The following is a 24,005-nucleotide window of genomic DNA, read 5'->3' as shown; positions in this document are numbered from 1 at the left end:
TTTTGTGAAAAATTTGCGAAAGCGTCAAAAGCGGCTAGCTTCAAGCATCGCAGGCTGAACAGAGCGTTTGCTCTAGAAAGACATGGAGGTGCCAGCGCGCAAGGCTTGCAGCTTAAGCTGTCGGCACTCTCCAGGAGCACCCGTGAAGGAAATTTCCTACCTTCACGTCGCCTTAAACTGACACAAGTCAGCTTACGGCAACGGCGTCGGATTTATGCTGACGTCAACTTTCTCCTGGCAGGAGTTGTTAAATGTCTGATTCATCCGGAAAACTAAAGCTCGGCGCGTTAGTTGCACTTGTCGTCGGCTCGATGATTGGCGGCGGGATCTTCTCGCTGCCGCAAAACATGGCCGCCAGCGCAGGGGTTGGTGCTGTGCTGATCGGCTGGGGCATCACCGCGGTCGGCATGCTGACCCTGGCGTTTGTGTTCCAGACCCTGGCCAACCGCAAGCCTGACCTGGATGGCGGGGTGTATGCCTACGCCAAGGCCGGTTTCGGCGACTATATGGGCTTTTCCTCGGCCTGGGGCTACTGGATCAGTGCCTGGCTGGGTAACGTCGGCTACTTCGTGCTGCTGTTCAGCACCCTGGGTTACTTCTTCCCGATCTTCGGTGAAGGCAACACGCCAGCCGCCATCATTGGCGCGTCGGTGCTGTTGTGGGCGGTGCACTTTCTGGTGCTGCGCGGCATCAAGGAAGCCGCATTCATCAACCTGGTCACCACGGTGGCCAAAGTGGTGCCGCTGGTGCTGTTCGCGCTGATCTGCCTGTTTGCCTTCAGGCTAGATATCTTCACTGCCGACATCTGGGCCTTGGGTACGCCAGAGTTGGGCAGTGTGATGAACCAGGTGCGCAACATGATGCTGGTCACCGTGTGGGTGTTCATCGGCATCGAGGGCGCAAGCATCTTCTCGTCCCGGGCGGAAAAGCGCTCTGACGTGGGCAAGGCCACGGTCATCGGCTTTGTCACCGTGCTGCTGTTCCTGGTGCTAGTCAACGTGCTGTCGCTGGGCATCATGACCCAACCGGAACTGGCCAAGCTGCAGAACCCATCGATGGCTGCCGTACTGGAGCATGTGGTCGGCCACTGGGGCGCGGTACTGATCAGCGTCGGCCTGATCATCTCGCTGCTGGGGGCCCTGCTGTCGTGGGTACTGCTGTGCGCCGAGATAATGTTCGCCGCCGCCAAAGACCACACCATGCCGGAGTTCCTGCGCCGCGAAAACGCCAACCAGGTACCGGCCAACGCCCTGTGGCTGACCAATGCCATGGTGCAGATCTTCCTGGTGATCACGCTGTTCTCCAACAGTACCTACCTGTCGCTGATCTACCTCGCCACCTCGATGATCCTGGTGCCTTACCTGTGGTCGGCGGCCTATGCGTTCCTGCTGGCCCTGCGCAGCGAAACCTACGAACAGGCCCTGGCCGAGCGCAAGAAGGACCTGATCATCGGCGGCATCGCCCTGCTGTACGCCATCTGGCTGCTGTACGCCGGCGGCGTGAAATACCTGTTGCTCTCGGCCCTGCTCTACGCACCTGGCGCCATCCTGTTCGCCAAGGCCAAGCGTGAGGTCGGCCAACCTGTCTTCACCAACGTGGAAAAACTGATCTTCGCAGCCGTGGTCATCGGCGCCCTGGTGGCAGCCTTTGGCCTGTATGACGGCTTCCTGACGCTTTGATCCACGTCTTCGTTCAATTGGAGGAATGAAACCATGTCCGCTGAAAAACAGAAGTACGGTGTCCACTCCGAAGCCGGCAAACTGCGCAAAGTGATGGTTTGCTCGCCGGGCCTGGCGCACAAGCGCCTGACGCCGAGCAACTGTGACGAATTGCTGTTCGACGATGTGATCTGGGTCGACCAGGCCAAGCGCGACCATTTCGACTTCGTCACCAAAATGCGCGAGCGTGGCGTGGATGTGCTGGAAATGCACAACCTGCTGACCGACATCGTGCAGCAACCCGAAGCCCTCAAGTGGATCCTTGACCGCAAGATCACCTCTGACACCGTGGGTGTCGGCCTGACCAACGAGGTGCGTAGCTGGCTCGAAGGGCTGGAACCACGCCACCTGGCGGAGTTCCTGATTGGCGGCGTGGCAGGCCAGGACCTTCCAGTAAGCGAAGGCGCCGAAGTGATCAAGATGTACAACAAGTATCTTGGCCACTCCAGCTTCATTCTGCCGCCACTGCCTAACACCCAGTTTACCCGCGACACCACCTGCTGGATCTACGGTGGCGTGACGCTCAACCCGATGTACTGGCCTGCGCGACGCCAGGAAACCCTGCTGACCACAGCCATTTACAAGTTCCACAAGGAATTCACCGGTGCTGACTTCCAGGTCTGGTATGGCGACCCGGACAAGGATCACGGTAACGCCACCCTCGAGGGCGGCGACGTGATGCCGGTCGGCAAGGGCATCGTGCTGATCGGCATGGGTGAGCGCACCTCGCGCCATGCCATCGGCCAACTGGCTCAGAACCTGTTCGAGAAAGGCGCGGCCGAGAAAATCATCGTCGCTGGCCTGCCGAAGTCCCGCGCGGCGATGCACCTGGACACCGTGTTCAGCTTCTGCGACCGCGACCTGGTAACGGTATTCCCGGAGGTGGTGAAAGAGATCAAGCCATTCATCATCACCCCAGATTCCAGCAAGCCCTATGGCATGAACATCGCGCCGCAGGATGCTTCGTTCCTGGAGGTGGTATCCGAGCAGTTGCTGGGCAAGAAAGACAAGCTGCGCGTGGTCGAGACCGGCGGCAACAGCTTTGCCGCCGAGCGCGAACAGTGGGATGACGGCAACAACGTGGTGGCTATCGAGCCGGGCGTGGTCATCGGCTACGACCGCAACACCTACACCAACACCCTGCTGCGCAAGGCCGGCGTCGAGGTCATCACCATCAGCGCCGGCGAACTGGGCCGGGGCCGTGGCGGCGGCCACTGCATGACCTGCCCGATTGTGCGTGATCCGATCGACTACTAACGACCATTGCACCCGGCCGCGCCCACAAAGTGCCGGCCGGGACACTACCGAACTCAAGGAGAAGCAATCATGGCGTTCAACATTCACAACCGCAACCTGCTCAGCCTGGAACACCACACCACTCGCGAGCTGCGCTACCTGCTGGACCTGTCCCGCGACCTCAAGCGTGCCAAGTACACTGGCACCGAGCAGCAGCACCTGAAGGGCAACAACATCGCGCTGATCTTCGAAAAAACCTCCACCCGTACCCGCTGCGCCTTCGAAGTGGCGGCCTACGACCAGGGCGCGAACGTTACCTACATCGACCCCAATTCCTCGCAGATCGGCCACAAAGAGAGCATGAAAGACACCGCCCGCGTGCTTGGGCGCATGTACGACGCCATCGAGTACCGTGGCTTCAAGCAGGAAATCGTCGAAGAGCTGGCCAAGTTCGCTGGCGTGCCGGTGTTCAACGGCCTCACCGATGAATACCACCCTACCCAGATGATCGCTGACGTGCTGACCATGCGCGAGCACAGCGACAAGCCGCTGCATGACATCAGCTACGCCTACCTGGGCGACGCCCGCAACAACATGGGTAACTCGCTGCTGCTGATTGGCGCCAAGCTCGGCATGGACGTGCGCATCGCTGCCCCCAAGGCATTGTGGCCACATGACGACCTGGTCGAGCGCTGCAAGAAATACGCTGAGGAAAGCGGCGCGCGCATCACTCTAACCGAAGACCCGGTGGCTGCTGTCAAGGGCGTGGACTTTGTCCACACCGACGTGTGGGTATCGATGGGTGAGCCAATCGAGGCCTGGGGTGAGCGCATCAAGCAACTCAAGCCGTACCAGGTGAATGCTCAGCTGATGAAGTCCACCGGCAACCCACGGACCAAGTTCATGCACTGCCTGCCGGCGTTCCACAACTCCGATACCAAGGTAGGCAAGCAGATTGCCGAACAGTACCCGGACCTGGCTAACGGCATCGAAGTGACTGACGACGTGTTCGAGTCGCCGGCCTGCATCGCCTTCGAGCAGGCGGAAAACCGCATGCACACCATCAAGGCGATCCTGGTGTCGACCCTGGCTGACCTCTGACAACCACCCCGCTCCTGTGGGAGCTGGCTTGCCGGCGATGCAGGCAACCCGGTGCATGGCACCGGCTTCGCCGGTGATCGCCGGCAAGCCAGCTCCCACATAGGACCGGGGTGCTCACCCCATCTGCGTAAAGGACATTCCCCATGCGTATCGTTGTTGCATTGGGCGGCAACGCCCTGCTGCGTCGCGGCGAGCCCATGACCGCTGACAACCAGCGCGCCAATATCCGCACCGCCACCGAACAGATCGCCAAGATTCACCCTGGCAACGAACTGGTCATCGCCCACGGCAACGGTCCGCAAGTCGGCCTGCTGTCGCTTCAGGCCCTGTCCTACAAGCCTGATGAGGCCTACCCACTGGACGTCCTGGGTGCCGAAACCGAAGGCATGATCGGCTACATGATCGAACAGGAACTGGGCAACCTGCTGGATTTCGAGGTGCCGTTTGCCACCCTGCTGACACAGGTGGAAGTGGACGCCAACGACCCCGCCTTCAAGGACCCGACCAAGTTCATCGGCCCGGTCTACAGCAAGGAAGAGGCCGAGCGCCTGGCCAAGGAGAAAGGCTGGGTGGTCAAGGCCGATGGCGACAAGTACCGCCGTGTGGTGGCCAGCCCGAAACCCAAGCGCATCTTTGAAATCCGCCCGATCAAGTGGCTGCTGGAAAAGAAAAGCATCGTGATTTGCGCAGGCGGTGGCGGCATACCCACCATGTACGATGAAAACCGCAAGCTCAAGGGCATCGAAGCGGTCATCGACAAGGACCTGTGCTCTGCGCTGCTGGCCGAGCAACTGGAAGCCGACCTTCTGATTATCGCCACCGACGTCGACGCGGCCTACATTGACTGGGGCAAGCCCACGCAAAAAGCCATTGCCCAGGCCCATCCGGACGAACTCGAGCGCCTCGGCTTCGCTGCAGGCTCCATGGGGCCGAAGGTGCAAGCTGCCAGTGACTTTGCCCGCAACACCGGCAAGGTAGCGGTGATCAGTTCGCTGGAGAACATTGAAGACATTGTCAAAGGTACTGCCGGCACACGGGTTTCCACCGCGAAGCCTGGGATCAGCTACCGTTGAATGCAGTTGGCGGGTGCCAAGTGCCCGCCATTTTCGACCTCCGGGAGGATTCGCCATGGCTCAGTTTCGATCCGGTCACGTGCATATCGAGCGCACTGCGCTGAACAGCGCCGACCACAGTTACGACCTCAACATCGAGTACGAAGCGACGCAAGATCCCAAGGAAGGCCGCGGCATACAGTTCCATATGCATGGCAGCATCGAAGGCAAGACGGTTGATGAAAAGTTCTTTCTACCCAAAGATCGGGTACTACCCAGCTTTTTGATGGAGCTGAGCCGCAGGGCCCAGGCTCAACTTGCACCCCCCAAGAAATTCGAAACCCTCAGCTCACCGCACAAGATCTACGACGCGATGTTCGAAGATATCCGCGCCAAACTGGATGTGAAGTCGGGCGACTCGATCAAGCCTGAACATCTGGAGTGATCTCAGAATTTTGGGGCTGCTTTGCAGCCCATTCGCGGCACAAGGCCGCTCCTACAGGAGAATGCGTAAACTTTGTGTCGCGATAGGGCCGCACAGCGGCCCCGGCAATGTTGAGGCATACTACCGCCCTCACCGGCCACCACTTTGCCCGTTCCCATGCGCATCCACGTCAGCTTCATCGACCGCGTCGGCATCACCCAGGAAGTCCTCGCCCTGCTCGGTGCCCGCAACCTCAACCTGGACGCCGTGGAGATGGTCCCGCCGAACGTCTACATCGACGCCCCCACCCTCAGCCCCGCCGTGCTCGAAGAACTGCACGACGCGCTGTTCGAGGTGCAGGGCGTGCAATCGGTGGACGTGGTCGACATCCTGCCCGGCCAGCGCCGCCACCTGCAGCTCGACGCCCTGCTGGCAGCGATGAGCGATCCGGTGCTGGCGGTGGACAGCGCAGGCTTGGTGCTGCTGGCCAACCCGGCGCTGATCGCCCTGTGCGGCCGCGAATCGGCCGGGCGCTCCGTGGGTGAACTGTTCGGCGCCCCCGCGCTGCTGCAGGCGCTTTTGGACAACAACTTCCACCTGCCCATGCGCGAGATGCAGCTCAACGGCCAGAGCCTGCTGCTGGACGCCATGCCGATCACCAACGCCGGTGGCCTGCTGACGCTGTACCCCCCAACGCGCATGGGCGAACGCCTGTCGGCGCTGCACCACGACCATGCCGAAGGCTTCGATGCCCTGCTCGGCGAGTCGCCCGCCATCCGCACCCTCAAGGCCCGCGCCCTGCGCGTGGCGGCGCTCGATGCACCGCTGCTGGTGCATGGCGAAACCGGCACCGGCAAAGAGCTGGTAGCCCGCGCCTGCCACGCCATCAGTAGCCGCCATGCGGCACCGTTCCTGGCCCTGAACTGCGCCGCACTGCCCGAGAGCCTGGCCGAGAGCGAGTTGTTCGGTTACGCCCCTGGCGCCTTCACCGGCGCGCAACGCGGTGGCAAGCCCGGGCTGATGGAGCTGGCCAACCAGGGCACAGTGTTCCTTGATGAAATTGGCGAAATGTCACCGTATTTGCAGGCCAAGCTGCTGCGTTTTCTAAGCGATGGCAGCTTCCGTCGGGTGGGCGGCGACCGCGAAGTAAAGGTGGATGTGCGCATCATCAGCGCCACCCACCGCGACCTGGAGCGCATGGTTGCCGAAGGCAGCTTCCGCGAAGACCTGTTCTACCGCCTCAACGTACTCAACCTGCAGGTACCGCCCCTGCGCGACAGGGGCCAGGACATCCTGATGCTGGCGCACTTCTTCATGCAGCAAGCCTGCACACAGATCCAACGCCCAGCCTGCCGGCTGACCCCCGCCACCCACTCTGCACTGCTGGCCAACCCTTGGCCGGGCAACGTGCGCCAGCTACAGAACGTGATTTTCCGCGCTGCGGCCATCTGCGAGGGCAACCTGGTGGATATCGGCGACCTGGACATCGCCGGCACCTCGGTAGCCCGCGGGCAGGACGGTGAAGTGGCCAGCCTGGAACAGGCCGTGGGTGATTTCGAGCGTGAACTGTTGCAGCGTCTCTATGTCAGTTATCCCTCGACACGGCAACTGGCCGGGCGCCTGCAAACTTCGCATACCGCTATTGCACAACGCCTGCGCAAATATGGAATACCCGGAAAACCTTGATAGTCGTCGTCAAATCCGACAATTCATTCAGACTTTTCCTAGCCGCGTAGCCGCAATTGACTGGAGTGCTCGCCGTAGAATGGTGACATCGTAATTTCGCATGTCACCTTGAACGAAGAGTACCCTGATGTTTGAACTCGATTTTTACGGGACACTTGTAGCCGCCTCTTTAGTACTGCTACTGGGGCGCGGACTGGTCGCACGCATTGGTTTCCTGCGCGTTTACAATATTCCGGAACCCGTTGCAGGCGGTCTGGTCGTTGCCTTGTCGCTCCTGGCATTGCGCAGCTTCGATGTCCACGTCCAATTTGATACCTCGTTGCAAACACCGTTGATGCTGGCGTTCTTCGCCACCATCGGTTTAAGTGCAGACTTCGCCAGCCTGAAGAAAGGCGGACGTGTGGTCGCCGTGTTCCTGCTGGTGGTGACTGGCTTGCTGCTGGTGCAGAACGCCATGGGCATCGGCCTGGCAACGGCATTGGGGCTAGACCCCTTGATGGGCCTGCTGGCCGGTTCAATCACCCTGTCGGGTGGCCATGGCACCGGCGCCGCCTGGGGCGCGACTTTTACCGAGAAGTTTGGCCTGGCTTCAGCTTCCGAACTGGCGATGGCCTCTGCCACGTTCGGCCTGGTGCTGGGCGGTCTGATTGGTGGCCCGGTCGCCAGGCTGCTGATCAAGCGGGTAAAGACCCATGGCGTCGAAGAAGAAGTACCCCAACTGCCAAAAGGCTTTGAACAGCCGAACAAAGAGCGCCTGATTACATCATTTTCATTTATCGAAACCTTGGCACTGATTGCCGTCAGCTTGCTGGCGGGCACTTTGCTTAACGGTTTGTTGAAAGGTACTGCATTTGAATTACCGACTTTCGTGTGTGTGTTGTTCGTCGGCGTATTGTTACGCAACGGCCTTTCCGCATTCGGCTTTTATCACGTGTTCGAACGTGAAATCTCGGTACTGGGCAATGTCAGTTTGTCGCTGTTCCTGGCCATTGCCTTGATGTCGTTGAAGTTGTGGGACCTGGCCGCACTCGCCTTACCCTTCTTTATCTTGCTGGCCGCGCAAACACTGGTCATGGCGCTGTTCGCGATTTTCGTGACGTTCAGGGTAATGGGCCGCAACTACGATGCGGCAGTGCTGGCCGCCGGGCATTGCGGATTCGGCCTGGGGGCAACGCCGACGGCCATCGCCAACATGCAGGCGGTGACCCAGCGCTACGGCGCCTCGCACATTGCCTTCCTGGTGGTGCCGATGGTGGGCGCGTTCTTTATCGACATCATCAATGTGATCGTGATCAAGCTGTACTTGGCATTGCCCTTCCTTACTGGCGGTTGAATCCCGACACCACCCCAGCTGTATCGATTTCAATACATCGGATTGAAATCGATACACACGCATACGAATGCGCCTGCACAAGGGTTTGATCCCAAAACCCTTTCCTCCTCCTCGCCAACTGTAGCGTTTTCATTCCACAAAAATGACAAATGTATTGCATTCATTATATAAATATCTGATTTAAAAGGATTTTTTGTTATTGGCCGCATTGTTGCTTAGGGAATCCCACCCCAAGAGCGCGGAGCCACCGCGCCCAACGCCCTGCTTCCCGAGGATTCCCCATGAGCGAGTTGCGTTTCACTGAAGATCACGAATGGCTGCGCGTCGAAGCCGATGGCAGCGTCACCGTGGGCATCACCGCCTACGCCCAGAACGCCCTTGGCGATGTGGTTTTCGTGCAACTGCCCGAGTTGCAGCAGTATGAGAAAGGTAGCGAAGCGTCCACCGTCGAGTCGGTCAAGGCCGCCAGCGGCGTGTACATGCCACTGACCGGCGAAGTGGTCGAGGTCAACGGCCAGCTCGAAAGCAGCCCGGAACTGGTCAACGAAGACCCGATGGGTGAAGGCTGGTTCTTCCGCTTCAACCCGGCCGACATGAGCGAAGTCACCGCCCTGCTCGACCAGGACGCCTACGACCGCCTGATCAAAGCCAACGACGACGCTTGAGGAATCCCGCCATGACCATCAACCTCGGCACCGCCAACGAATTCATCGCCCGTCACATCGGCCCGCGCGCCGCTGACGAGCAGGCCATGCTCGCCGCCCTGGGCTTCGACTCGCTGGACGCCATGACCGCCGCAGTCATCCCCGACAGCATCAAGGGCACCAGCGTACTGGGCTCCCACGACGGCCAGAGCGAAGCCGACGCGCTCGCCGCGCTCAAGGCCATCGCCGGCAAGAACCAGCTGTTCAAAAGCTACATCGGCCAGGGCTACTACAACACCCACACCCCGGCGCCGATCCTGCGCAACCTGCTGGAAAACCCGGCCTGGTACACCGCCTACACCCCGTACCAGCCAGAAATTTCCCAAGGCCGCCTGGAAGCGCTGCTGAACTTCCAGACCCTGATCAGCGACCTGACCGGCCTGCCCATCGCCAACGCCTCCCTGCTCGACGAAGCCACAGCGGCGGCCGAGGCCATGACCTTCTGCAAGCGCCTGTCGAAGAACAAGGCCAGCCATGCCTTCTTCGCCTCTGTGCACTGCCACCCGCAAACCCTCGACGTACTGCGCACCCGTGCCGAGCCGCTGGGTATCGAGGTGGTGGTTGGCGACGAGCGCGAGCTGGGCGATGTAAGCGCCTTCTTCGGCGCCCTGCTGCAATACCCCGCCAGCAACGGTGAAGTGTTCGACTACCGTGAAGTGGTACAGCGCTTCCACGCCGCCAACGCGCTGGTCGCCGTCGCGGCCGACCTGCTGGCCCTGACCCTGCTGACCCCACCGGGCGAATTCGACGCCGACGTGGCCATCGGCAGCGCCCAGCGTTTTGGCGTACCACTGGGCTTCGGTGGCCCGCACGCGGCTTACTTCGCCACCCGTGACGCGTTCAAGCGCGACATGCCGGGCCGCCTGGTCGGCGTATCGATCGACCGCTTCGGCAAAACCGCCCTGCGCCTGGCCATGCAGACCCGCGAGCAGCACATCCGCCGCGAAAAGGCCACCAGCAACATCTGCACCGCCCAGGTGCTGCTGGCCAACATCGCCAGCATGTTCGCCGTTTACCACGGCCCGGCCGGCCTCAAGCGCATTGCCGAACGCACCCATGCACTGACCGCGATCCTGGCCGCCGGCCTGAAGACGCTGGGGGTACAGGTAGTGGGCGCCAGCGCCTTCGACACCCTGACCCTGGCCACTGGCACCGCCACCGCAACCCTGCATGACAAGGCACGCGCCCAGGGCATCAACCTGCGCCAGGTCGATGCCGCCCACGTGGGCCTGTCGCTGGACGAAACCAGCAGCCAGGCTGACGTTGAATCCCTGTGGCAGCTGTTCGGCGACGCCAAGGCCCAGCCTGACTTCGCCGCCCTGGCCGCCAGCACCGGTTCGCTGCTGCCTGCCGCCCTGCTGCGCCAGTCGGCCATCCTCGAACACCCGGTGTTCAACCGTTACCACAGCGAAACCGAGCTGATGCGCTACCTGCGCCGCCTGGCCGACAAGGACCTGGCGCTGGACCGCAGCATGATCCCGCTGGGCTCGTGCACCATGAAGCTGAACGCGGCCAGTGAAATGATCCCGGTCACCTGGGCCGAGTTCGGCAACCTGCACCCGTTCGCCCCGGCCGCGCAAAGCCAGGGCTACCTGCAGATGACCACCGAGCTGGAGGCCATGCTGTGCGCCGCCACCGGCTATGACGCCGTGTCGCTGCAGCCCAACGCCGGCTCCCAAGGCGAGTACGCAGGCCTGCTGGCCATCCGCGCCTACCACCGCAGCCGTGGCGAAAGCCACCGCGACATCTGCCTGATCCCGTCGTCGGCCCACGGCACCAACCCGGCCACCGCACACATGGCAGGCATGCGTGTCGTTGTCACCGCCTGCGACGCCCGCGGCAACGTCGATGTCGAGGACCTGCGCGCCAAGGCTATCGAGCACCGCGAGCGCCTGGCCGCGATCATGATCACCTACCCGTCGACCCACGGTGTGTTCGAGGAAGCGATCGGCGAAATCTGCGCGATCATCCACGACAACGGTGGCCAGGTGTACATCGACGGCGCCAACATGAACGCCATGGTCGGCCTGTGCGCCCCGGGCAAGTTCGGCGGCGACGTGTCCCACCTGAACCTGCACAAGACCTTCTGCATCCCCCACGGTGGCGGCGGCCCGGGCGTTGGCCCGATTGGCGTCAAGTCGCACCTGGCGCCGTTCCTGCCAGGCCATGCGCAGCTGGAAAACACCGAAGGGGCGGTGTGCGCCGCACCGTTCGGCAGCGCCAGCATCCTGCCGATCACCTGGATGTACATCCGCATGATGGGCGGTGCCGGCCTCAAGCGTGCCTCGCAGATGGCGATCCTCAACGCCAACTACATCGCCCGCCGCCTGGAAGAGCACTATCCTGTTCTGTATACCGGTGGCAATGGTCTGGTGGCCCACGAGTGCATCCTCGACCTGCGTCCGCTGAAAGACACCAGCGGCATCAGCGTTGACGACGTGGCCAAGCGCCTGATCGACTTCGGCTTCCACGCCCCGACCATGTCCTTCCCGGTGGCCGGCACGCTGATGATCGAACCGACCGAAAGCGAGTCCAAGGAAGAACTGGACCGCTTCTGCGACGCGATGATCCAGATCCGCGAGGAAATCCGTGCGGTCGAGAGCGGAACCTTGGACAAGGACGACAACCCGCTGAAAAACGCCCCGCACACTGCGGCCGAGCTGGTTGGCGAATGGGCCCACGGCTACAGCCGCGAACAGGCGGTCTACCCGCTGCCAAGCCTGGTGGAAAGCAAGTACTGGCCGCCGGTCGGCCGGGTCGACAACGTGTTCGGCGACCGCAACCTGGTGTGCGCCTGCCCGTCGATCGAGAGCTATCAGGACGCCTGATTGCGCTCAGGCCCGCTACCTGACTTGAGGTGTGGACCTCTGTGGGAGCGGGCGCGCCCGCGAATGCGATGATGACTTCACCGACGCATTCGCGGGCACGCCCGCTCCCACAGGGTTCACCGTCCGCCTAATTTTCCTGGCTGGAGGAACCACCATGTCACTGAGCGTCTTCGACCTGTTCAAGATCGGCATCGGCCCCTCCAGCTCCCACACGGTCGGCCCGATGCGCGCCGCCGCGCGGTTCGCCGAAGGGCTGCGCCGTGATGACCTGCTCACCCGCACCGCCAGCGTCAAGGCCGAGCTGTATGGCTCGCTGGGCGCCACCGGCAAGGGCCACGGCAGCGACAAGGCCGTGCTGCTAGGCCTTGAAGGTGAACACCCCGACACCGTCGACACCGACGCCATCCCCGGCCGCCTGCAGGCCATCCGCGACAGCGGCCACATCAACCTGCTGGGCGAACAGCGCATTGCGTTCATCGAAAAGCAGCACCTGGCAATGATCCGCAAGCCGCTGGACTACCACCCCAACGGCATGATTTTCCGCGCCTTCGACGACGCCGGCCTGCAAATCCGCAGCCGCGAATACTACTCGGTGGGCGGTGGTTTCGTGGTCGACGAGGATGCCGCCGGCCACGACCGTATCATTGAGGACAGCACCGTGCTGCCCTACCCGTTCAAGACCGCCAAGGAACTGCTTGGCCACTGCACCACGCACAACCTGTCAGTCAGCCAGGTGATGCTGGCCAACGAGGCCGCCTGGCGCCCGGAGGTAGAAACCCGCGCCGGGCTGCTGCGTATCTGGCAGGTGATGCAGGATTGCGTCGAAGCGGGCTGCCAGCATGAAGGTATTTTGCCGGGCGGGCTCAAGGTCAAGCGGCGGGCACCAGCCCTGTATCGCCAGCTGAGCCGCCATCCGGAGGCCAGCCTGCGCGATGCGCTGTCGGTGCTGGACTGGGTCAACCTCTACGCCCTGGCAGTGAACGAGGAAAACGCCAATGGCGGGCGTGTGGTTACCGCACCCACCAACGGCGCGGCGGGCATCGTCCCGGCGGTGCTGCACTACTACATGCGCTTCGTGCCGGGCGCCAGCGACGACGGGGTGGTGCGTTTTCTGCTCACCGCCGCGGCGATCGGCATCCTGTACAAGGAGAACGCCTCCATCTCCGGCGCCGAAGTGGGCTGCCAGGGCGAGGTCGGTGTGGCTTGTTCCATGGCCGCCGGGGCGCTGTGCGAAGTGATGGGTGGCAGCGTGCAACAGGTGGAGAACGCTGCCGAAATCGGCATGGAACACAACCTGGGCCTGACCTGCGACCCGATCGGCGGGTTGGTCCAGGTGCCCTGCATCGAGCGCAATGCCATGGGCTCGGTGAAGGCCATCAACGCGGTGCGCATGGCCTTGCGCGGCGACGGCCAGCACTTCGTGTCGCTCGACAAGGTCATCCGCACCATGCGCCAGACCGGCGCCGACATGAAAAGCAAATACAAGGAGACCGCCCGCGGCGGTCTTGCCGTCAACATCATCGAATGTTGACCCAACAATAAAACCAAGGAGTCACCGATGTCCGAAACATTGCTCAAGACCCCACTGCATGCCCTGCACCTGGAACTGGGTGCGCGCATGGTGCCGTTCGCCGGCTACGACATGCCGGTGCAGTACCCGCTGGGGGTGCTCAAGGAGCATTTGCACACCCGGGAGCAGGCCGGCCTGTTCGATGTCTCGCACATGGGCCAGATCATCCTGCGCGGTGCCGATGCCGCCAAGGCCCTGGAAAGCCTGGTGCCGGTGGATATCATCGACCTGCCGGTGGGCATGCAGCGCTATGCCATGTTCACCAATGAACAGGGTGGCATCCTCGACGACCTGATGGTTGCCAATCTGGGCGACGACAGCCTGTTCCTGGTAGTCAACGCCGCCTGCAAGGACCAGGACCTGGCCCACTTGCAAGCGCACATCGGTAGCCGTTGCGAGGTGCAGCCGCTGTTCGAACAACGTGCCCTGCTGGCCCTGCAAGGGCCGGCAGCGGTCAAGGTGCTGGAGCGCCTGGCCCCAGAAGTGGCCGGCATGACCTTCATGCAGTTCCGCCCGGTAAAACTGCTGGGTGAAGACTGCTTCGTCAGCCGCTCGGGCTACACCGGCGAAGACGGCTACGAAATTTCGGTACCGGTCCTGGCCGCAGAAGCCTTGGCCCGCCGCCTGCTGGCCGAGCCCGAAGTACAGCCTATCGGCCTGGGCGCACGCGACTCGCTGCGCCTGGAAGCCGGCCTGTGCCTGTATGGCCATGACATGAATACCGAGACCACCCCGATCGAAGCCAGCCTGCTGTGGGCGATATCCAAGGTGCGCCGTGCCGACGGTGCACGTGCGGCCGGCTTCCCCGGCGCCGAAGAGATCTTCGCCCACCAGCGCGACGGAGTGGCGCGCAAACGTGTTGGCCTGTTGCCACAAGAGCGCACGCCAGTACGTGAAGGCGCCGATATTGTCGATGCCAACGATAAACCGGTGGGCAAAGTGTGCAGCGGTGGCTTCGGCCCGACACTCGGCGCCCCCGTCGCAATGGGTTATGTCGATAGTGAACATGCTGCACTCGACACCGCACTGTTTGCAGTGGTGCGCAGCAAGAAGGTTGCCTTGAAAGTCAGCAAAATGCCTTTCGTGGCGCAACGTTACTACCGTGGCTGAAACTGTTTTGTGAAGGTTGTGGTCAGGTTTGAATATTCGATTTCGAACCTGCCCAATAACTTTTGAACATGGCGCCAGGCCAGGCGCCATGCCGTTTCCGACAATCCGGTCGGTTATCGGCAAACGGTCGATTTTCCCTGCGAGCAAGGGCTTGTTTTTCGCTCGGGAGTTGGCGTAGAGTCACTGCACTGTGTTTGCATGGGTCGCAACAGTTCGTGACCTGGGCCAGTAGCCGCAATCTGCTACAACCCGTTCGACGTCTCTTACTTTCCTGCAACCCAGCCCAGTAATCTTTTGCTCACAAACAATGCAGAAGAAACTGTCATCAAAAATTAAGTTTCATAGGAAATAAGACAATGGCTGAGCGTCAGAACGGTACCGTCAAGTGGTTCAATGACGAAAAAGGTTACGGTTTCATCACCCCAGAGAGCGGTCCGGATCTGTTCGTGCACTTCCGCGCCATCCAGGGCAACGGCTTCAAGAGCCTGAAAGAAGGCCAGAAAGTGACCTTCGTTGCTGTGCAAGGCCAAAAAGGCATGCAGGCTGACGAAGTCCAGGCTGAAGCCTGATACTTCTAAAAAAGAGCCCCTGCGTTGACGCGCAGGGGCTTTTTTTTGCTTGCAATTCCATAGAATGAGCTTTTCCCCCTGGAGTTGCCGAGCGATGCGCAAGCCCCACCTTATCCCTCAGGGCGACTTCCCCGCCGCTGGCCTGGGCCGGCGACTGGCCGCGATGTTCTACGACTTCCTGCTTTGTACTGCGCTACTGATCGTGACTGCCGGTGCCTACAAGCTGATCCAGATGGCGATCATCGGCGAAGCGCGCATGCGTGAGCTGACCGAAGCCGGCGCGCTGGATGGCGACCCGCTGCTGTCGACGGTACTGCTGTTCGCCTTGTTCGGCTTCTTTGCCAAGTTCTGGACCCATGGCGGGCAGACGCTGGGCATGCAGGTGTGGGGCGTGCGGGTGCAGAATGCCGATGGCTCAGCCATCAGCCTGTGGCAGGCGTTATTGCGCTTCGTGGTATCGATTGCCTCATGGCTGTGTCTGGGGCTGGGTTTTTTCTGGGTGTTGATCGACAAGCGCAAGCGTGGCTGGCATGACATCTATTCGGAAAGCCAGCTGGTGCGGGTACCGAAGCAGAAGAAATGATCCGAGCGTTGTGCTGCCTGTGCTGGCCTCTTCGCGGGCAAACCCGCTCCCACAGGTACAGCACAGGATTCGAACCCTATGTGATTCCTGTGGGAGCGGGTTTACCCGCGAAGAGGCCTGAACAGGCAACACCCATGAAAAAGCCGACACTGAGGTCGGCTTTTTTGTACAACTCAGGCCACTATCCTGCCCGACGCAACAGCCAGACACCGGCGAGGGCGCAGATCCCCGCCGGGATCACCACCGCCAGCAGCGGCGGGAAGCCGAACACCTGGCTGGATGGCCCCAGCAGGTCCTGGGCGATGCGGAACACGAAACCCACCAGCACACCTGTGAACACGCGCTGGCCAAGGGTTACCGAGCGCAGTGGGCCGAAGATGAAGGAAATCGCCATCAGCACCAGCGCTGCGGTGACCATCGGCTGCAGCACCTTGCTCCAGAACGCCAACCAGTACCGGGCGTTGTTCAAGCCCTGGTCGGACAGGTAGTGAATGTAGTCCCACAACCCGGTAATGGACAACGACTCCGGCGCCAGGATCACGGTATTGAGCAGTTCGGGCGTGAGCGAAACGTCCCAGCGCTCCTGCGGCGCGTTGACCACTTCGGTGTGGTCGCCACGGAAGTAGGTGGTACGCACGTCGGCAAGCAACCAGTGGTCGGTCTGGTACTGCGCGCGGCGAGCGAAGCTCGAAGTGACGATCTTGCGCTCGTTGTCGAAGCGGTAGCGGGTCACCCCCAGCAGCAGGCCGTTGGGCTGCACGGCGTTGATGTGCACGTACTCCTCCCCCTGGCGGTGCCACATACCGCGCTTGGAGCTCTGCGCCTCACCACCGCCCTGGGCCAGGGAACGGTCAGCCTGGGCTTTGTTCTCGGTCACAGGTGCCACGTATTCGCCAATCAGCAGGCCAACCAGCATCAGCACCAGCATCGGCTTCATCACCGCCCAGACAATGCGGCCGATGGACACCCCGGCCGCACGCATGATGGTCAGTTCGCTGCTGCTGGCCAGGCTACCCAGGCCGATCAGGCAACCGATCAAGGCGGCCATCGGCAGCATGTCGTACAGCCGCCGAGGTGCGGTGAGCAGGACGAAGTTGCCCGCCTCCATCACCGTGTAGGTGTCACTCAAGTCGCCCATCTCGTCGATGAAGGCGAATAGCGAGGCCAGGCCGAGAATGATGCCCAGCACGGCCAGGATGGCCAGCAGCACGCTCTGGCCGATGTAGCGGTCCAGCTTACCCATGGGCCACCTCCGCACGACGGGCGGCGCGCTTGAGGCGCATCGGTTCCCAGTACAACAGGCCGAGGCCGATCAACAGGAACAGGCCGTGGACCCACCACATGCCCAGGCCAATCGGCAATTTGCCCTTCTCGAGGGCGCCACGTACGGAAATCAGCATTGTCAGGTAGGCCATGTACAAGAGAATTGCCGGTAGCAGCTTGAGGAAGCGCCCCTGACGGGGGTTGACCCGGGACAGCGGCACTGCCAGCAGGGTAACGACGAATACCAGAATCGGCAGCGACAGCCGCCACTGCAACTCGGCGCGCTCTCGCAGGCCCTCCTTGCCGATCAGCTCGGAGGTGGGGATGGCTTCGCGCTCGGTCACTTCCTCGGCCACTTCCGGTTTGGGCAGCAGCACACCATAAGTGTCGTACTTGATCGCACGATAATCGGCCTGGCCCGGGTTACCGTCATAGCGATAGCCGTTTTCCAGCACCAGGTAGCGGTTGCCGTCGGCCTGGATTTCCTGGTGACCTTTTTCAGCGACCAATACCGACGGGGCGCGGTCCTTGGTCTTGTCCTGGTTGAAGCGCTTCTCGGAGATGAACACCCCGGCCAGGTTGACGCGGTCGTCAGACAGCTGCTCGGTGTAGGTGACCCGCGAGCCATCACGCAAGGTCTGGAAGCGGCCCGGCACCAAGGTGTCGAACTCGGTCAGCGTGTCCTGCTGGGCGATGATCTGCTGCACCTGGGCCACGCCCAGAGGTGCCAGGCTCAGGCTCAGCCAGGCCACCAGCAGGGCGACCAGGGCCGCCGGCGCCATGGTCAGCCCCAACAGGCGCTGCTGGCTCATACCGGTTGCGGACAGCACGGTCATCTCGCTTTCCAGGTACAGCCGCCCGTAAGCCAGCAAAATGCCGAGGAACAGCCCCAGAGGCAGGATCAGTTGCAGGAAACCCGGCAGCCGAAAGCCCATGATCAGAAACAGCACACCCGGGTCGAGCACGCCCTGGGCCGCCTGGGCCAGATACTTGATGAAGCGCCCGCTCATGATGATCACCAGCAGCACAGCGCTGACGGCGCTCAAGGTCACCAGGACCTCGCGGGACAGATAACGAAAGACGATCAAACCAGACACTCCTGGGTTGTCAGGGCGGACTGCCATGCAATGGCGCCAAACAATGACTTAGTACAGCCAAGACCAATGCCGGTTCGCCAAAGGCGAACCTCCATGTAAAGTGCGCGCATTATCCTGTGATTGACCGCGCCTGTCACTTGGCCGCGCATGAAGGCGCATAACGGGGTTGTCAGCACGCTTGCCGCAGGCTCAAACTGGCAGCTTTTCCGCTGGCGCGCGACTACGCCGCCAGGCCCGTCCAGAGCGCTGGAACACACAGCGCCATTTGTATCGATCATTCGGGGACCCTGACATGGAACTGGTTGTAAAAAGCGTAGCTGCTGCATCCGTAAAAACCGCCACCCTGGTCATTCCGGTGGGTGAAGGCCGCAAGCTTGGCGCGGTTGCCAAGGCAGTCGATCTGGCCAGCGAAGGTGCCATCAGCGCCGTGCTCAAACGCGGTGACCTGGCAGGCAAGCCAGGCCAGACCCTGCTGCTGCAGAACCTGCAGGGCCTGAAGGCTGAGCGCGTACTGCTGGTAGGCAGTGGCAAGGAAGAAGCCCTGGGCGACCGCGCCTGGCGCAAACTGGTCGCCAGCGTGGCCGGCGTGCTCAAGGGCCTGAATGGGGCCGATGCAGTGCTTGCCCTGGACGACGTCGCCATCAACAACCGCGATGCACATTACGGCAAATACCGCCTGCTGGCCGAAACCCTGCTCGACGGCGAGTACGTGTTCGACCGTTTCAAAAGCCAGAAGGTCGAGCCGCGCGCCCTGAAAAAAGTCACCGTGCTGGCCGACAAGGCCGGCCAGGCCGAGGTCGAGCGCGCCGTCAAGCACGCCAGCGCCATTGCCACCGGCATGGCCTTCACCCGCGACCTGGGCAACCTGCCGCCCAACCTGTGCCACCCAAGCTTCCTCGCCGAACAGGCCAAGGAGCTGGGCAAGGCGCACAAGGCGCTGAAGGTCGAGGTGCTGGACGAGAAGAAGATCAAGGACCTGGGCATGGGCGCGTTCTACGCCGTGGGCCAGGGCAGCGACCAGCCACCCCGCCTGATCGTGCTCAACTATCAGGGCGGCAAAAAGGCTGACAAGCCGTTCGTGCTGGTGGGCAAGGGCATCACCTTCGATACCGGCGGCATCAGCCTCAAGCCAGGCGCCGGCATGGACGAAATGAAGTACGACATGTGCGGTGCTGCCAGCGTGTTCGGCACCCTGCGTGCGGTGCTCGAACTGCAACTGCCGGTCAACCTGGTGTGCCTGCTGGCCTGTGCCGAGAACATGCCGAGCGGCGGCGCCACCCGCCCGGGTGACATCGTCACCACCATGAGCGGCCAGACCGTCGAAATCCTCAACACCGACGCCGAAGGCCGGCTGGTGCTGTGCGACACCCTGACCTACGCCGAGCGTTTCAAGCCGCAGGCGGTGATCGACATCGCCACCCTGACCGGCGCCTGCATCGTCGCCCTGGGCAGCCACACCACCGGCCTGATGGGCAACAACGACGACCTGGTGGGCCAGTTGCTCGACGCTGGCAAGCGCGCCGACGACCGTGCCTGGCAGTTGCCGCTGTTCGATGAATACCAGGAGCAGCTGGACAGCCCGTTCGCCGACATGGGCAACATCGGCGGGCCGAAGGCCGGCACCATCACCGCAGGCTGCTTCCTGTCGCGCTTCGCCAAGGCCTACAACTGGGCGCACATGGACATCGCCGGTACCGCATGGATCAGTGGCGGCAAGGACAAAGGCGCCACAGGCCGCCCGGTACCCCTGCTGACCCAGTACCTGCTGGACCGCGCTGGCGCCTGACGCCGTGAGGCCGGTGGTGCCTTGCGCACCTCCGGCCGGCGATTACCACCATGAGCAAAGTCGACTTTTACATCCTGCCCACCGACTCGCTGTCGGCGCGGCTCGATTTCGCCTGCAAACTGTGCGAAAAGGCCTGGCGCCTCGGCCACCGGGTCTATCTGCATTGCCAGGATGAAGAACAGCGCAGCGAGCTGGACCTGCGTTTGTGGCGCTTCAAGGGTGAGGCCTTCGTGCCCCACGACCTGGCCGAGCTGCATGCCGATGCCGGCGTGGCCCTTGGCCTGGCTGACAACGCGGGCGATCACCGCGACCTGCTGATCAACCTGGGGGCCGGCGTGCCGGGCTTCGTCGGCCAGTTCGCGCGGGTGGCCGAAATCGTGGTGGAAGAGCCTGGCATCCGCCAATCAGCCCGTGAGCGATTCCGTTTCTACCGTGAACAGGGCTATGCTCTGCAAGACCACCGCTTACAGCGACTTTGACGACGATGGACAAGCCCTCCCCTTTGCCCGACTCCGCCCATCTGCTCGATGACCTCGAGTCGATCCGCCAACTGCTTGGCGACGCCGACCTGCAACCGCCACTGCTGACCGAGACGGTGGAGCAGATCCCGTTACTACTGGAAGAGCCTGCCGGTAACCCTGCGCCTGATGGCGAGCCAATCGCTGTCGAGCCCGAGGAAGACCCGCAGACACGCCGGCAGGACACCCTGCTGCATCTGGAGAGCGAGCTGCGCGCAGCGGCGCAGATGATCATGCAGGACGTGATCAACGACTTTACCCCGCATATCGAGAACGAGATCAAGCGCCGGCTGGATGCGCGGATCGAGCGGTTGATCAAGCGTACCGAGTGATATTCCGGGGCCGCTTTGCGGCCCATTCGCGGCACAAGGCCGCTCCTACAGGGATCGCGGTGCCTGTAGGAGCGGCCTTGTGCCGCGAATGGGCTGCAAAGCAGCCGCAGCGGCTGTCGCCTCAACACCCCAGCTTGGTTATACTTCCCGGCTTTCCCGAATAAATGCACAGGGTCCCGCCGCGCATGGATAAGACCTACCAGCCGCACGCTATCGAAACTTCCTGGTACAACACCTGGGAGTCCGAGAACTATTTCGCCCCACAAGGTGCAGGCGAGTCCTACACCATCATGATCCCGCCGCCGAACGTGACCGGCAGCCTGCACATGGGCCACGGGTTCAACAATGCGATCATGGATGCCCTGATCCGTTTCCGCCGCATGCAAGGCCGCGACACCCTGTGGCAGCCAGGTACCGACCACGCCGGTATCGCCACCCAGATGCTGGTCGAGCGCCAGCTCGAGGCCAAGGGCCAGAACCGGCATGACCTGGGCCGCGAGAAATTCCTGGAAAAAGTCTGGGAATGGAAGGACCAGTCCGGTGGCAACATCAGCCGCCAGATCCGCCGCCTGGGCTCGTCGGTCGACTGGAGCCGCGAGCGTTTCACCATGGATGACGGCCTGTCCGAAGCGGTCAAGGAAGCTTTCGTGCGCCTGCATGAAGACGGCCTGATCTACCGCGGCAAGCGCCTGGTCAACTGGGACACCAAGCTGCACACGGCCATCTCCGACCTCGAAGTGGAAAACCACGACGAAAAGGGCCACCTCTGGAACCTGCGCTACCCGCTGGCCGACGGCGCCAAGACCGCCGAGGGCCTGGACTACCTGGTGGTTGCCACCACCCGTCCGGAAACCCTGCTGGGTGACGCGGCCGTTGCGGTCAACCCCAATGACGAACGCTACCAGGCACTGATCGGCAAATTCGTCGAACTGCCGCTGGTTGGCCGGCGCATCCCGATCATCGCCGACGACTACTGCGACCCCGCGTTCGGCACCGGCTGCGTGAAGATCACGCCGGCTCACGACTTCAACGACTACGAAGTCGGCAAGCGCCACAACCTGCCGCTGCTGAACATCTTCGACAAGAATGCCTTCGTGCTGGCCAGCGCCCAGGCCTTCAACCTCGACGGCAGTATCAACGAGCAGGTCGACACCCGCCTGCCGGCCCAATACGCCAACCTCGACCGCTTCGTCGCGCGCAAGCAGATCGTTGCCGACCTGGACGCCCAAGGCCTGCTGGTGAGCATCGACGACCACGCCCTGAAAGTGCCGAAAGGCGACCGTTCGGGCACCGTGATCGAGCCGTGGCTGACCGACCAGTGGTACGTTTCCACCAAGCCGCTGGCAGAACCTGCCATCGCTGCTGTGGAAGATGGCCGCATCCAGTTCGTGCCCAAGCAGTACGAGAACATGTACTTCTCCTGGATGCGTGACATCCAGGACTGGTGCATCAGCCGCCAGCTGTGGTGGGGCCACCGCATCCCGGCGTGGTACGACGAGGCCGGCCAGGTCTACGTTGGCCGCGACGAAGCCGAAGTGCGTGCCAAGCACAACCTGGGCGCCGACGTGGCCCTGCGCCAGGACGACGACGTACTCGACACCTGGTTCAGCTCGGGCCTGTGGACCTTCTCCACCCTGGGCTGGCCGGAACAGACCGAGCTCCTCAAGAAGTTCCACTCCACCGATGTGCTGGTAACCGGCTTCGACATCATCTTCTTCTGGGTTGCGCGCATGATCATGCTGACCATGCACCTGATCAAGAACGAAGACGGCACCCCGCAAGTCCCGTTCAAGACCGTGTACGTGCACGGCCTGGTGCGTGACGGCCAGGGCCAGAAGATGTCCAAGTCCAAGGGCAACGTCCTCGACCCGCTGGACATCGTCGACGGCATTACCCTCGACGCCCTGCTGGAAAAACGCACCAGCGGCATGATGCAGCCCAAGCTTGCCGAGAAGATCGCCAAGCAGACCAAGGCCGAGTTCCCCGAAGGTATCGCCAGCTACGGCACCGACGCCCTGCGCTTCACCTTCTGCTCGCTGGCCTCCACTGGCCGCGACATCAAGTTCGACATGGGCCGCGTCGAAGGCTACCGCAACTTCTGCAACAAGATCTGGAACGCCGCCCGCTACGTGCTGGACAAAGGCGAAGACTGCGGCCAGAACGGCGAAGCCTACGAACTGTCGCTGGCTGACCGCTGGATCATCTCGCAGCTGCAACGCACCGAAGCCGAAGTGACCCGCCAGCTGGAGCAGTTCCGCTTCGACCTGGCCAGCCAGGCGCTGTACGAGTTCATCTGGAACCAGTACTGCGACTGGTACCTGGAGCTGTCCAAGCCGGTACTGTGGGACGAAAACGCCCCGGTCGAGCGCGCCCGCGGCACCCGTCGCACCCTGGTGCGCGTACTGGAAGTGGCGCTGCGCCTGGCGCACCCGTTCATGCCGTTCATTACCGAAGAAATCTGGCAGCGCATCGCGCCGCTGGCCGGTATCGAAGGCAAGACCATCATGCTGCAGCCGTGGCCGGTGGCCAATGAAAGCCGCATCGACGTGGCTGCCGAAGGCGACATCGAGTGGCTGAAGGAACTGATGGTCGGCCTGCGCAATATCCGCGCCGAGATGAACATCGGCCCGGGCAAGCCGCTGCCGCTGTTCCTGAAAAACGCCAACGCCGACGACCAGCGCCGCCTGCAGGAAAACGAAGCGTTGCTGAAGAAGCTGGCCAAGGTCGAGTCGTTCACCGTCCTCGGCGATGCCGACGAAGCGCCGCTGTCGGCCACTGCCCTGGTCGGTGACCTGCAAGTGCTGGTGCCCATGGCCGGCCTGATCGACAAGGATGCCGAGCTGGCGCGCCTGAACAAGGAAATCCAGCGCCTGCAAGGCGAAGTGCAACGTGTTGGCGGCAAGCTGTCCAACGCCGCCTTTGTCGACAAGGCACCGCCTGCCGTGATCGAGAAGGAACGCGCCAAGCTGGCCGAGTCCGAACAGGCACTGGCCAACTTCACCGAGCAGCATGCGCGGATTGCAGCGCTGTAACTTGACAATGCTGATCTGACCAGCGAGGGCTTCGCCCTCGTTCGCGGCACAAGGCCGCTCCTA

General features: G+C 62.3%; 19 protein-coding genes. 17 read left to right on the top strand and 2 right to left on the bottom strand.

Going from position 1 to position 24,005, the window contains the following annotated elements:
- Positions 1–251 precede the first annotated feature (251 nt).
- The 13 genes from arcD (at position 252) to ABI582_RS17115 (ending at position 15,914) form a co-directional block, all read left to right on the top strand.
- Entirely contained in the window at positions 252–1,679 is a 1,428-nt protein-coding gene (arcD, locus tag ABI582_RS17175; RefSeq protein WP_338746204.1) for an arginine-ornithine antiporter, read from the top strand.
- Between the two features lie 33 nt (positions 1,680–1,712).
- Positions 1,713–2,975 (top strand): arginine deiminase, encoded by a 1,263-nt coding sequence (gene arcA, locus ABI582_RS17170; RefSeq protein ID WP_338746203.1) that lies wholly within the window; start codon positions 1,713–1,715, stop codon positions 2,973–2,975.
- A gap of 69 nt (positions 2,976–3,044) precedes the next feature.
- Positions 3,045–4,055 carry an ornithine carbamoyltransferase gene (locus ABI582_RS17165; RefSeq protein ID WP_286112489.1) on the top strand — a complete coding sequence of 337 codons (1,011 nt, stop codon included), beginning with the start codon at positions 3,045–3,047 and terminating at the stop codon, positions 4,053–4,055.
- A 143-nt stretch (positions 4,056–4,198) separates the two neighbouring features.
- Positions 4,199–5,128 carry a carbamate kinase gene (arcC, locus tag ABI582_RS17160; RefSeq protein ID WP_442119786.1) on the top strand — a complete coding sequence of 310 codons (930 nt, stop codon included), beginning with the start codon at positions 4,199–4,201 and terminating at the stop codon, positions 5,126–5,128.
- Positions 5,129–5,183: 55 nt separating this feature from the next.
- Positions 5,184–5,552: a DUF5064 family protein gene (locus tag ABI582_RS17155; protein ID WP_442119785.1), complete on the top strand. Its 369-nt coding sequence runs from the start codon at positions 5,184–5,186 to the stop codon at positions 5,550–5,552.
- A gap of 156 nt (positions 5,553–5,708) precedes the next feature.
- Positions 5,709–7,217 carry a sigma-54-dependent transcriptional regulator gene (locus tag ABI582_RS17150; RefSeq protein ID WP_442119784.1) on the top strand — a complete coding sequence of 503 codons (1,509 nt, stop codon included), beginning with the start codon at positions 5,709–5,711 and terminating at the stop codon, positions 7,215–7,217.
- Between the two features lie 127 nt (positions 7,218–7,344).
- Positions 7,345–8,550, top strand: a complete 1,206-nt coding sequence (gltS, locus tag ABI582_RS17145) for a sodium/glutamate symporter (RefSeq protein WP_442119783.1) — start codon at positions 7,345–7,347, stop codon at positions 8,548–8,550.
- A gap of 281 nt (positions 8,551–8,831) precedes the next feature.
- A complete protein-coding gene (gene gcvH, locus ABI582_RS17140; protein WP_016501301.1) occupies positions 8,832–9,215 on the top strand; it encodes a glycine cleavage system protein GcvH in 384 nt (127 codons plus the stop codon).
- Positions 9,216–9,226: 11 nt separating this feature from the next.
- The gene (gcvP, locus tag ABI582_RS17135; RefSeq protein ID WP_442119782.1) at positions 9,227–12,082 is read left to right on the top strand and encodes an aminomethyl-transferring glycine dehydrogenase; all 2,856 of its coding nucleotides are present in this window, start codon (positions 9,227–9,229) and stop codon (positions 12,080–12,082) included.
- Positions 12,083–12,236: 154 nt separating this feature from the next.
- The gene (locus ABI582_RS17130) at positions 12,237–13,613 is read left to right on the top strand and encodes an L-serine ammonia-lyase (RefSeq protein WP_442119781.1); all 1,377 of its coding nucleotides are present in this window, start codon (positions 12,237–12,239) and stop codon (positions 13,611–13,613) included.
- Between the two features lie 27 nt (positions 13,614–13,640).
- Positions 13,641–14,762 carry a glycine cleavage system aminomethyltransferase GcvT gene (gene gcvT / locus ABI582_RS17125; RefSeq protein WP_442119780.1) on the top strand — a complete coding sequence of 374 codons (1,122 nt, stop codon included), beginning with the start codon at positions 13,641–13,643 and terminating at the stop codon, positions 14,760–14,762.
- A 356-nt stretch (positions 14,763–15,118) separates the two neighbouring features.
- Positions 15,119–15,331, top strand: coding sequence for a cold-shock protein (locus tag ABI582_RS17120; RefSeq protein WP_016501305.1), 213 nt, complete (start codon positions 15,119–15,121; stop codon positions 15,329–15,331).
- 94 nt (positions 15,332–15,425) lie between these two features.
- Positions 15,426–15,914 (top strand): RDD family protein, encoded by a 489-nt coding sequence (locus ABI582_RS17115; protein ID WP_019471761.1) that lies wholly within the window; start codon positions 15,426–15,428, stop codon positions 15,912–15,914.
- Between the two features lie 181 nt (positions 15,915–16,095).
- On the opposite strand, the gene lptG is transcribed toward ABI582_RS17115, so the two are convergent.
- Positions 16,096–17,157: an LPS export ABC transporter permease LptG gene (gene lptG / locus ABI582_RS17110; RefSeq protein ID WP_338746194.1), complete on the bottom strand. Its 1,062-nt coding sequence runs from the start codon at positions 17,155–17,157 to the stop codon at positions 16,096–16,098.
- A complete protein-coding gene (gene lptF / locus ABI582_RS17105) occupies positions 17,150–18,265 on the bottom strand; it encodes an LPS export ABC transporter permease LptF (protein WP_338746193.1) in 1,116 nt (371 codons plus the stop codon). The genes lptG and lptF overlap by 8 nt, the downstream gene beginning before the upstream one ends.
- Before the next feature lie 301 nt (positions 18,266–18,566).
- On the opposite strand from lptF, the gene ABI582_RS17100 reads away from it, so the two are divergent.
- The 4 genes from ABI582_RS17100 to ABI582_RS17085 all read left to right on the top strand — a co-directional run bounded on the left by ABI582_RS17100 (position 18,567) and on the right by ABI582_RS17085 (position 23,942).
- The gene (locus tag ABI582_RS17100) at positions 18,567–20,060 is read left to right on the top strand and encodes a leucyl aminopeptidase (protein WP_442119779.1); all 1,494 of its coding nucleotides are present in this window, start codon (positions 18,567–18,569) and stop codon (positions 20,058–20,060) included.
- A gap of 50 nt (positions 20,061–20,110) precedes the next feature.
- Complete coding sequence (locus tag ABI582_RS17095; RefSeq protein ID WP_442119778.1) at positions 20,111–20,539, top strand: DNA polymerase III subunit chi; 429 nt, start codon at positions 20,111–20,113, stop codon at positions 20,537–20,539.
- 5 nt (positions 20,540–20,544) lie between these two features.
- Positions 20,545–20,910, top strand: a complete 366-nt coding sequence (locus ABI582_RS17090; protein ID WP_016501311.1) for a hypothetical protein — start codon at positions 20,545–20,547, stop codon at positions 20,908–20,910.
- Between the two features lie 185 nt (positions 20,911–21,095).
- Positions 21,096–23,942, top strand: coding sequence for a valine--tRNA ligase (locus tag ABI582_RS17085; protein WP_442119777.1), 2,847 nt, complete (start codon positions 21,096–21,098; stop codon positions 23,940–23,942).
- Positions 23,943–24,005: the final 63 nt, after the last annotated feature.

Source organism: Pseudomonas sp. SAS7, assembly GCF_052112345.1.
GTDB lineage: Bacteria > Pseudomonadota > Gammaproteobacteria > Pseudomonadales > Pseudomonadaceae > Aquipseudomonas > Aquipseudomonas putida_Q.
Note: the sequence above shows the minus strand (reverse complement) of the source record. Positions and strands in the feature narration are given on the sequence as shown.

Coding starts and splice junctions, on each gene's coding strand:
- ABI582_RS17090 (WP_016501311.1), top strand. CDS start 20,545: ATGGACAAGCCCTCCCCTTTGCCCGACTCCGCCCATCTGCTCGATGAC.
- lptG (WP_338746194.1), bottom strand. CDS start 17,157: ATGGGTAAGCTGGACCGCTACATCGGCCAGAGCGTGCTGCTGGCCATC.
- ABI582_RS17155 (WP_442119785.1), top strand. CDS start 5,184: ATGGCTCAGTTTCGATCCGGTCACGTGCATATCGAGCGCACTGCGCTG.
- ABI582_RS17085 (WP_442119777.1), top strand. CDS start 21,096: ATGGATAAGACCTACCAGCCGCACGCTATCGAAACTTCCTGGTACAAC.
- gcvH (WP_016501301.1), top strand. CDS start 8,832: ATGAGCGAGTTGCGTTTCACTGAAGATCACGAATGGCTGCGCGTCGAA.
- ABI582_RS17120 (WP_016501305.1), top strand. CDS start 15,119: ATGGCTGAGCGTCAGAACGGTACCGTCAAGTGGTTCAATGACGAAAAA.
- ABI582_RS17165 (WP_286112489.1), top strand. CDS start 3,045: ATGGCGTTCAACATTCACAACCGCAACCTGCTCAGCCTGGAACACCAC.
- ABI582_RS17095 (WP_442119778.1), top strand. CDS start 20,111: ATGAGCAAAGTCGACTTTTACATCCTGCCCACCGACTCGCTGTCGGCG.
- gcvP (WP_442119782.1), top strand. CDS start 9,227: ATGACCATCAACCTCGGCACCGCCAACGAATTCATCGCCCGTCACATC.
- ABI582_RS17100 (WP_442119779.1), top strand. CDS start 18,567: ATGGAACTGGTTGTAAAAAGCGTAGCTGCTGCATCCGTAAAAACCGCC.
- ABI582_RS17150 (WP_442119784.1), top strand. CDS start 5,709: ATGCGCATCCACGTCAGCTTCATCGACCGCGTCGGCATCACCCAGGAA.
- ABI582_RS17130 (WP_442119781.1), top strand. CDS start 12,237: ATGTCACTGAGCGTCTTCGACCTGTTCAAGATCGGCATCGGCCCCTCC.
- gltS (WP_442119783.1), top strand. CDS start 7,345: ATGTTTGAACTCGATTTTTACGGGACACTTGTAGCCGCCTCTTTAGTA.
- arcD (WP_338746204.1), top strand. CDS start 252: ATGTCTGATTCATCCGGAAAACTAAAGCTCGGCGCGTTAGTTGCACTT.
- gcvT (WP_442119780.1), top strand. CDS start 13,641: ATGTCCGAAACATTGCTCAAGACCCCACTGCATGCCCTGCACCTGGAA.
- ABI582_RS17115 (WP_019471761.1), top strand. CDS start 15,426: ATGCGCAAGCCCCACCTTATCCCTCAGGGCGACTTCCCCGCCGCTGGC.
- arcA (WP_338746203.1), top strand. CDS start 1,713: ATGTCCGCTGAAAAACAGAAGTACGGTGTCCACTCCGAAGCCGGCAAA.
- arcC (WP_442119786.1), top strand. CDS start 4,199: ATGCGTATCGTTGTTGCATTGGGCGGCAACGCCCTGCTGCGTCGCGGC.